We start from the raw sequence: 8,991 nt of genomic DNA, 5'->3' as shown, positions 1-8,991 counted from the left end.
TGTCCGACGACATCGAGGACTACTACCTGACCCCGTGGGAGCTCGGCTACGGCTCCTTCGTGAAGTTCGACCACGACTTCATCGGTCGCGACGCCCTGGAGCAGATCGACCCCGCCACGCAGCGACGCAAGGTGACCCTGGCGTGGAACGACGAGGACCTCACCAGGATCCTCGCGAGCGTGCTGGACCGTGAGGGCCCCGGCTACCAGTTCTTCGACCTCCCCAATGCGAACTACGGCTCGTCGAACTACGACGCCGTGATCGACGCGGACGGCGCCACGGTCGGGCTCTCGCTGTTCACCGGTGTCACCGCGAACGAGAAGCGCGGTCTGTCGCTGGCGACGGTGGACGCCGACGTCCCCGTCGGCGCCGAGGTGCGCGTGGTGTGGGGCGAGCCCGACGGGGGCTCGGGCAAGACGACGGTCGAGCCGCACGAGCAGATCGCGGTGCGCGCCGTGGTGAGCCCGGTGCCGTACGCGGAGACGGCCCGCACCGAGTACCACGGCGGCTGGCGCACCGCGGCCCGGTAGGCCGCGCGGCATCCGTTGCCGAATTGTCACACCAACATCGTTGACAATCTGTGAACAGCCTCGTACCGTCCCACGCAGGGGATGTGCCACCCCTTCCGTCGTAGGCAAGGACGCAACGACCCGAAAGGCGGCCGATGGCGGCTCGACTGACACTGACAGACGTGAACCTGCGATTCGGCGGGATCACGGTGCTCCACGAGGTGGGCTTCGACGTCGAGCCCGGACAGATCTTCGGACTCGTCGGACCCAACGGCGCAGGCAAGACCTCGCTGTTCAACTGCATCAGCGGCCACTACAAGCCGAGCTCCGGCTCGATCACGATCGACGGCCAGGAGGTGCGCGGCTCCGCCCCCTCCACCCTCGCCCGTCACGGCCTGGCCCGCACGTTCCAGCATCCGGCGCTGCAGCTGCACGCCACCGTGCTGGAGAACGTGCTGCTGGGCGCGCACACCCGGCTGCCGGGCGGCCCGGTCGAGTGGGCGCTGCGCCTGCCGCGCACGTGGCGCGCCGAACGCGCCCAGCGGCAGAAGGCGATGACGCTGCTCGATCGCAGCGGGCTGGCGTGGGCGGCGCGCAAGCGCGCGGACGAGCTGTCGCACGGCCTGCACAAGGCCGTCGAGCTGTGCCGCGCGCTCATGAGCGAGCCCACGCTGCTGCTGCTCGACGAGCCGGCGGCCGGACTCCCGCACACCGAGGTGGAGCAGCTGATCGACACGGTCCGCCACGTCCGCGCCGACGACGACATCACGGTCGTCGTCGTCGAGCACCACATGGGCCTGATCGCCGCCCTCACCGACCGCGTGATGGTGCTCGACCACGGCCGCAAGCTCATGGAGGGCACGGCCGCCGAGGCCCAGTCCGACCCGCGTGTGATCGAGGCCTACATCGGGAAGGACGCCGTCGATGACGCTGCTTGAGCTGCACGACGTCACGGCGTTCTACGGCCCGGTCCAGGTGCTGGACGGGGTGTCGCTGTCGGTCCCCGAGGGCGGGGCGGTCGGCATCCTGGGCGCGAACGGCGCCGGCAAGACCACGACGCTGCGCGCCATCAGCGGCATCGTCCGGGCAGGCGGGCGCATCGTGTTCGAGGGCGAGGACATCCGCGGCAGGCGGCCGGAGCAGGTCGCCGCCCTCGGCATCGCGCACGTGCCGGAGGGCCGTGGCACCCTCGGCGATCTCACCGTGCGGGAGAACCTGCGCGTCGGCGCCTACCTGCGACGCGACCGCAACGGCATCGAGGCAGACATCGAGTACCTGCTCGACCTGTTCCCGAACCTCAAGGAGCGCTACAAGTCCCACGCCTCCGCGCTCTCGGGCGGCGAGCAGCAGATGCTGGCGGTGGGGCGTGCGGTCATGGCCAAGCCCCGGCTGATGCTGCTCGACGAGGCCTCGCTGGGGCTCGCGCCCAGCACCGCGAAGGCGGTGTACGACGCGATCGCGCGGCTGCGGCGCGAGTCCGGCATCGCGATGCTCGTGGTCGAGCAGAACGCCACCCTCGCCTTCCGCCTGGTCGACACCGCCACGGTGCTCGAGACCGGCCGGAGCGTCCTGACCGGCACCTCCGCCGAGCTCAAGGGCATGGACGAGATCCGACGCGCATACCTGGGAGGCTGACGGTGGGGACCTTCATCCAGCTCGTCGTCGACGGGCTGTCGACCGGCTCGATCTACGCGGCGCTCGCCCTCGCGATCGTGCTGGTGAACCAGGCCACCGGCCTGGTCAACTTCGCGCAGGGCGGCATGGCGGTGCTCGCCGCCTATGTGGCGTGGTGGTTCACCGGCATCGGCGTGCCGCTGATCCTCGCCATCCTCATCTCGATCGTGTTCTCGTTCCTGCTCGGCTCGCTGATCGAGCGGTACGTGATGCGGCGGTTCGAGCGCGGCGACCCGGACACCGCCGTCGTGGTCACGATCGGCCTGCTGACCCTGATCACCGGGGTCTGCGGCTGGCTCTGGACCTACAACAACCAGCAATTCCCCTCGCTGTTCTCGCTGGACACGGTGCAGATCCTCGGCGCCTCGGTCAGCGTCCGCTCGATCGGCACGACCGTCGTGATCGTCGCGATCATGGTGCTGCTGCAGGCGCTGTTCGTGGGCACGAAGCTGGGCCTCGCGCTGCGCGCGGTCGCGGTGAACCCGCAGTCGGCCTCGCTGTCGGGCCTGCCGGTCGGACGGCTGCTGATGACCGGGTGGGGACTGGCCGCCGTGCTCGGCGCGGTGGCCGGGGCGCTGGTGGCGCCGCAGCTGACGCTGACCCCCGGGATGATGGACAACGCGCTGGTGTACGCGCTGGCCGCCGTCATCCTCGGCGGCATGTCGAGCCCGATCGGCGTGGTCGTCGCCGCGTGGCTGATCGGCGTGCTGGAGAACCTCGCCGCCGTCTACGTGCCCTTCATCGGCTACGACCTCAAGGTCGCCGTGCCGTTCGTGCTCATCTTCGTCGTGCTGATCGTGCGACCTCAGGGCCTGTTCGGCCGGAAAGCGGTGGTGCGCGTCTGATGCCCGCAGCAGCAGATCTCTTCTCCCGCACCTGGGTGCGGTGGACGCTGGCCGCCGCGGTCGTCGTGCTCCTGATCGTCCTGCCGCTCGTGCTGCCGGTGTTCGCGAACCAGACCCTGGCGCGCATCGGCGTGTTCGCGGTGGCCGTTCTCGGCCTCAACGTCGTCATGGGGTACACCGGCCAGGTCTCGCTGGGCCAGATCTTCTTCGTCGGCGTCGGCGCGTACGTCACCGCCTACGGCGTGCAGGAGGACTGGAACATCGTGCTGGTGTTCGTGCTGAGCGTGCTCATCCCCGGCGTCCTGGGCCTGATCGTGGCGCTGGCCGCCGCCCGGCTCGGGGGGCTGGCGATCGCGATGGTCACGATCGCCCTGCCGATCGTGGGCGTTCCGCTGGCCAAGCGCCTCTCCGATTTCACCGGCGGCTCGCAGGGGCTGTCGGCCCGGTTCGCGGACGCGCCCGACTGGAGCGGCCTCTACGACGACCAGTGGCAGCTGTACCTGGTGTTCCTCATCGGCGGGATCGTGTTCCTGCTGACGGCCAACCTGGTGCGCGGCAAGTACGGGCGGGCGTTCGCGATCGTGAAGGCCAACGAGGCGGTGGCCGCCTCCATGGGCATCTCGCCGTACCGGTACAAGGTCATGGCCTTCACCACGGCATCCCTCATCGGCGGGGTCAGCGGCTTCCTGTACATGCTCGTGGTGCAGTACACCTCGCCGGAGACGATGAGCTTCGCGCACTCGATCACGCTGCTGGCCTCCATGGTCATCGGCGGGGCCGCCAGCATCGTCGGCTCCCTGCTCGGCGGCGCGTACTACGTGCTCGTGCCGCAGCTGACCAACATCGTCGACCCGAACCTGACGGCACTGCTGCAGGGCGCCCTGTTGCTGCTCGTGCTGTTCGTCCTGCCCGGCGGGCTCGTCTCGCTGCCGCGCGTGGTCACCCGGCTCGCGCGGCGCGGCGGCTCCCGCGGCTCCCACACCTCCCCGACGCGATCGGCGGCGACGCCGGTGGCCGAGGACGGCACCCACACAGAGAGGCAAGAGAAGGCATGAACCTGCGCAAGAGGACAAAGGGGATCCTGGGCATCGTCGCCCTGACCTCCGCCGTCGCGCTCACGCTCGCGGGCTGTTCCCGCGGCGGCGACGCCACCACGGCCAGCCCCGGCATCACCGACACGACGATCACCCTGGGAATCACCACCCCGCTCAGCGGCGCCACCGCCGGACCCGGCACCTGCACCGTCGCGGGCATCACGGCGTACTTCGGTGCGGTCAACGCCGCCGGCGGCGTGACCTTCGGCGACGGCAAGACGCGCACCGTCGAGATCCAGGCGCTCGACGACGCGTACGACCCGCAGAAGGCCAAGGCCAACTACGACCAGCTCAAGGACAGCGTGTTCGCGATGACGGCGGGCCTGGGCACGCCCACGAACCGCGCCTACCGCGAGGCGGCGATCGCCGACGGCGTGCCGCAGGTGCTGGTCATGACCGGCGACCCGATCTTCAGCGACCAGAGCGAGAGCCCCGAGCAGCTCGGCTTCGTGCCGATCTACCAGAACGAGGGCCAGGCGTTCGGCGAGCTGCTGGCGGCGTCCGGTGAGTCCCACAAGGTCGCGATCCTGTCGCAGAACGACGACTACGGCGAGGGCTACGTGGAGGGCTTCAAGGCCGGCATCGAGGGCGCGAGCAACATCGAGATCGTCGACGAGCTGACCTACGAGGCCACCGACACGTCGGTGGACGCGCAGCTGACCGAGCTCGCTGCATCCGGTGCCGACGTGTTCTTCAACGCGATGTCGATCACCCCGCTCGTGATCTCGTCGATGCAGAAGGCGCAGCAGCTGAACTGGCTGCCCAGCTGGTTCCTGCCGTCGAACACGTCCAGCCCGAGCGCCATCGTCACCCCGGCCGGCGGCAGCGCCTTCCCCGGCGTGTACACGGTCGCGTTCGCCCAGTCGGCATCCAGCCCGACCTTCGCCGACAGCGACGAGGGCGCGCAGTTCCTCGCCGACCTCAAGGAGTACGCGGACTACCAGGACACGCCCGCCTATCCGCACTGCATCTGGAGCTACCAGGTCGGAGCGGTGCTGCAGCAGGCGTTCGAGAAGATGACCGAGCCGACGCGTGACGCCTTCATGACGGCGCTGCGCTCGATCAGCGACTACGAGGCGCCGTTCATGCTCGAGGGCACGTCGGTGAACACGACCGTGGACGGCTCGCCCGCGGTCTCCACGGTCGTCGTGCAGAAGTACAACGGCAGCGGCTACGCGACGGTCTCCGACTTCGGGTGAGCCGGCGTCATCGCTGAGCGGACGCCGTCACGCGCCGCATCCGCGTGGATGGCTACAGTTCCTGCTGATGGCGCCTGTTATTCCGAGCGCCATTCGCAGGAACTGTAGCCATGCCGGGGCCGGGGCGGCGGCGTGAGCGGATGCCGTCAGTCGAGCGCGCGCAGCAGCGCGGCGATGCCCTCCAGGTGCGCACGGGTCGCGGCCTCGGCGGCATCCGCATCCTGAGCGAGCACCGCGTCGATGATCGCGATGTGCTCGGGCGCCGACTGCGCGGCGCGACCGGGATGGAAGGCGAGCCGGAACTGATGGCGTGCGGTCTGCGCCCGCAGCCGCTCCAGCAGCGCCGTCGCCGTCGCGTGCCCGCTGTCCTCGCGCAGCAGCCGGTCCATCTCCTGGTTCAGGCGCGAGTACTCGATCAGGTCGCCGGCGGCGACCGCGTCGATGATCTCGTCGCGGAGCGCCCGGAGGGCGTCGGCCTGGGCGGCGGTGAGACGCTCGGCGGTCTTGCGCGCGCACAGCGACTCCAGTCCGATGCGCACCTCGATGATCTCGATCGCCTCGTCCACCGTGAGGGCGCGCACCCGGGCGCCGCGGTTGGGCAGCCGCTCGATCAGCCCCTCGCCGGCGAGGGTGCCGAGCGCGGTGCGCACCGCGGCGCGGGTCGCCCCGTACGACTCGGACAGGTCGGCCTCGATGAGGCGCTGGTTCGGGGCGAGGTCGCCGCGCAGGATGGCGTCGCGGATGCGGCCGGTGAGGGCGGATGCCGTCGTCGTGGGCGCCGGCTCGAGCGTCGTCATGCGTGTCCTTCCCGCGACGCGGGTGCGTCACGATCCCGAATATTGTCGCCGATCTGCGCGCCGATCCGCGTAGAATTATTCGTGAGCATGGAATCGAGCACGAAGGAGTGCGGACTATGACCATTGCGGACACGGCTGCCCGGGTGCGGACCGGGCTGTTCATCGGCGGCGCGGAGCGCTTCACCGACGATGTGCTGACGATCCCCGATCCGGCCAAGCCCGGCGCCGTGGTGGGTGAGGCGGCCGCGGCGTCCCCGGCCGACGTCGCCGACGCGGTCGCCGCCGCGAGGGAGGCGTACCCCGCCTGGGCGGCGCTGGGCGCGCTCGAGCGCGCACGGCTCATGGCCGAGGCGATCGCGGGGATCGCCGACGACCGCGACACGGACGCGGCGATCCTGTCGCAGGAGAACGGCAAGATCCGGATGGAGGCATGGGTCGACGCGCTCGTGTTCGAGATCCGCTGGAACCTCGCGCTGATGCTCCGAGACGAGGTGGAGAAGGGGCACACGCTGCCCGTGGTGCCCGGCGCGATCCCGGTCTCGACGGACGTCGCCTACCAGCCGCTCGGGGTCGTCACCGTCATCGTGCCGTTCAACTGGCCGATCGCGATCCTCGGGGCGGCCCTGCCGCATGCCCTGCTGGCCGGCAACACGGCGATCGTGAAGCCGCCGCCCTCCGCGCCGCTCGCGACGGCCCGTGTGGTGCAGCGCGTCGCGGAGAAGCTGCCCCCCGGGGTCCTGAACGTCGTCACGGGCACGGACGAGAACATGGCGGGTCTGATCGCCGACGTCGACAAGGTCTGCTTCACCGGCAGCGTGAACGGCGGCAAGCGGATCATGGAGATGGCCGCGGGGACCCTGACCCGGGTGACGCTGGAGCTCGGCGGCAACGATGCCGCGGTCCTCCTCGAGGACGCGATCCTCGACGACGTGCACCTCGACCGGCTGTACGCGGCGATCTACGACACGACCGGCCAGATCTGCATGAACGCGAAGCGCGTGTTCGTGCACCGGTCCCGGCTCGACGAGCTGGTGGCGGGGCTCGAGGCCCGGCTGGACCGGGCGGTCATCGGCTACGGGCTCGACGAGGACACGACCATGGGGCCGCTGCACCAGCGCGCGCAGAAGGCGTTCGTCGCGGAGATCGTCCAGGAGGCGAGGGACGCCGGCGCCGAGGTGCGGGAGTACGGACAGCTGCCCGGCGGGGAGCTCGCCGGCGGCAACTTCCTGCGGCCCGCGATCGTGATCGACCCCGACCCGTCGCTGCGGGTCGTGACGCAGGAGCAGTTCGGCCCGGTCATCCCCATCATCCCGTTCGACGACGAGGCGGATGCCGTGCGTCTGGCCAACGACACGTGGGGCGGGCTGTGCGGGAGCGTATGGACGGCGTCGCCCGAGGCGGCGCAGCGCGTCGGGTCGCAGCTCGTGTGCGGCTACGTCTGGGTCAACGACCACGGTGCGACCCGCCTGGACCTGCGGGCCCCGTTCGGCGGCATGAAGCAGTCGGGCATCGGCCGCGAGCAGGGCATCGAGGGCGTCCGCGCGTTCCAGGACACCCGGTCGATCGCGACGATCGACCCCGACGCGCTGGCGGCGATGGCGCACTGATCCGGCCCGCGCGACAGCTCCGACCCGCGCGCCCGCCGGCGCCGGGGCGGCGGCTCAGCCTCCGGCGGGCCCGCTCAGGCGGTCCACCAGCGCGAGCCCGCGATGCGCCCAGGCGATCTCGCCGCGGGCGCGCTCGGCGAGCCCCTCATAGGTGAACCGCTTGTACTCGATCGTGCGTTCGCGGTCGGCGTCCGCGGTGACGGCGAGGCGCCGGACGAGCATCGGGTTGTCGAGGTCGTCGATATGGCGCAGCTCGCCGTCGAACTGCGCGAGCTCGCCCTCCCAGTGCACGATGTGGGCGCGCAGGAAGGCGCGGGCGGCATCCGGCTCCGCCGACTCCAGGTAGGCGGCTCGCAGATGGGCCGGGTCGCGGAAGCGCTGATAGTCGAGCGGTCCGTTCATCCAGCCGAGGAACGCCCGCTCGCCGGCCGGGGTGACGTGGTAGAGCCGCCGCATCCCGCGCTCGCCGCGCGCCTGGTCCTCGGTCTCGACGAGGCCCTCGGCGGCCATCTTGCGCAGCTCCGGGTAGATCTGCGAGTCGGGCGCGTGCCACACGTGGCCGACCGACAGGGAGAACTGCTTCTGCAGGTCGTAGCCCGACTGGGGCCCGACCCGCAGGATCGCCAGCAGCGCGTACCGCAGACTCACGGCATCCCCTTCCGTCCGTTCACGCTTCCGACGCTAGCCGCTGAGAAGGTCGCGGGGCGCGCACCGGCGCGGGCGGGGTGCCTCAGGCGTTGCCGTAGCCGGTGCGCCAGCCGCCGTGGTAGGTCTGGCGGGCGACCGTCGAGTACGGCACCGGGCTCACGACGACGCGCACGTCGGTCTGCGCGTGCGGCTCGACGGACGCCTTCGCGGTGCCCCCGTCCGGCTCGCCCCAGACCACCCGCAGCTCGGTGCCCTCCGGCACGTCGGGATCGACGACGCCAAGCGACAGACCGCGGCTCTCGTTCGCGCTGTAGCCGGTGAACATCGAGAACCCGACGACGTTGCCGTCGGCGTCCACCACCGAGTCGTAGTTCGCGGAGCCGTAGTTGGCCAGCGGCAGGTCGAAGAACTTGTAGTGCGGGCCGTCCACGTTCAGCAGCGACGTCCACACCTTGCCGAGGTCGTCGGCGTCCCACGCCAGGGTCACCTTTCGTCGCTGCGTGGCGGGGTCGATCTGCTCCAGGGCGTCGCGACCGATGAAGTCGTGGTCGAACTTCACGAAGGAGCCGTAGCCGAGCTCCCACGGGGTCAGGTAGTAGTCCTCGATGTCGTCGGACA

The 8,991-nt window shown here is 70.7% G+C and carries 8 protein-coding genes and 2 pseudogenes; 7 read left to right on the top strand and 3 right to left on the bottom strand.

Annotation, left to right across the window (positions count from 1 at the left end; translation table 11 throughout):
- From QM626_RS09965 to QM626_RS09940, 6 genes and pseudogenes are all read left to right on the top strand, one after another.
- Window positions 1-530: pseudogene (locus QM626_RS09965) on the top strand (aminomethyl transferase family protein); the annotation flags it as partial.
- Window positions 531-691: 161 nt separating this feature from the next.
- Window positions 692-1,447: an ABC transporter ATP-binding protein gene (locus tag QM626_RS09960; RefSeq protein WP_415076535.1), complete on the top strand. Its 756-nt coding sequence runs from the start codon at window positions 692-694 to the stop codon at window positions 1,445-1,447.
- A complete protein-coding gene (locus tag QM626_RS09955) occupies window positions 1,434-2,144 on the top strand; it encodes an ABC transporter ATP-binding protein (RefSeq protein WP_415076533.1) in 711 nt (236 codons plus the stop codon). The genes QM626_RS09960 and QM626_RS09955 overlap by 14 nt, the downstream gene beginning before the upstream one ends.
- 2 nt (window positions 2,145-2,146) lie before the next feature.
- On the top strand, window positions 2,147-3,028 hold the full coding sequence (locus tag QM626_RS09950; RefSeq protein ID WP_415076531.1) for a branched-chain amino acid ABC transporter permease: 882 nt from the start codon (window positions 2,147-2,149) through the stop codon (window positions 3,026-3,028).
- Complete coding sequence (locus QM626_RS09945; protein WP_415076529.1) at window positions 3,028-4,083, top strand: branched-chain amino acid ABC transporter permease; 1,056 nt, start codon at window positions 3,028-3,030, stop codon at window positions 4,081-4,083. Before QM626_RS09950 ends, QM626_RS09945 begins: the two co-directional genes overlap by 1 nt.
- Complete coding sequence (locus QM626_RS09940) at window positions 4,080-5,321, top strand: ABC transporter substrate-binding protein (protein ID WP_415076527.1); 1,242 nt, start codon at window positions 4,080-4,082, stop codon at window positions 5,319-5,321. Before QM626_RS09945 ends, QM626_RS09940 begins: the two co-directional genes overlap by 4 nt.
- Window positions 5,322-5,467: 146 nt before the next feature.
- Here the strand turns inward: QM626_RS09940 and QM626_RS09935 are convergent, their stop codons facing one another.
- On the bottom strand, window positions 5,468-6,118 hold the full coding sequence (locus tag QM626_RS09935) for a GntR family transcriptional regulator (RefSeq protein WP_415076525.1): 651 nt from the start codon (window positions 6,116-6,118) through the stop codon (window positions 5,468-5,470).
- A gap of 116 nt (window positions 6,119-6,234) precedes the next feature.
- Between QM626_RS09935 and QM626_RS09930 the strand changes: the two genes are divergently transcribed.
- Entirely contained in the window at window positions 6,235-7,725 is a 1,491-nt protein-coding gene (locus QM626_RS09930; protein ID WP_415076523.1) for an aldehyde dehydrogenase family protein, read from the top strand.
- Between the two features lie 54 nt (window positions 7,726-7,779).
- On the opposite strand, the gene QM626_RS09925 is transcribed toward QM626_RS09930, so the two are convergent.
- Both QM626_RS09925 and QM626_RS09920 read right to left on the bottom strand, forming a co-directional pair.
- Window positions 7,780-8,373, bottom strand: a complete 594-nt coding sequence (locus QM626_RS09925) for a helix-turn-helix transcriptional regulator (RefSeq protein ID WP_415076521.1) — start codon at window positions 8,371-8,373, stop codon at window positions 7,780-7,782.
- A gap of 82 nt (window positions 8,374-8,455) precedes the next feature.
- A pseudogene (locus QM626_RS09920) lies at window positions 8,456-8,991 on the bottom strand (aminomethyl transferase family protein); the annotation flags it as partial.

Source organism: Microbacterium sp. (assembly GCF_047606385.1).
In the GTDB taxonomy this organism is placed as follows: Bacteria; Actinomycetota; Actinomycetes; order Actinomycetales; family Microbacteriaceae; genus Microbacterium.
The sequence above is the reverse complement of the archived record's forward strand: the minus strand, read 5'-3'. Positions and strand labels throughout refer to the sequence as shown.

Coding starts and splice junctions, on each gene's coding strand:
- QM626_RS09955 (WP_415076533.1), top strand. CDS start 1,434: ATGACGCTGCTTGAGCTGCACGACGTCACGGCGTTCTACGGCCCGGTC.
- QM626_RS09945 (WP_415076529.1), top strand. CDS start 3,028: ATGCCCGCAGCAGCAGATCTCTTCTCCCGCACCTGGGTGCGGTGGACG.
- QM626_RS09940 (WP_415076527.1), top strand. CDS start 4,080: ATGAACCTGCGCAAGAGGACAAAGGGGATCCTGGGCATCGTCGCCCTG.
- QM626_RS09935 (WP_415076525.1), bottom strand. CDS start 6,118: ATGACGACGCTCGAGCCGGCGCCCACGACGACGGCATCCGCCCTCACC.
- QM626_RS09930 (WP_415076523.1), top strand. CDS start 6,235: ATGACCATTGCGGACACGGCTGCCCGGGTGCGGACCGGGCTGTTCATC.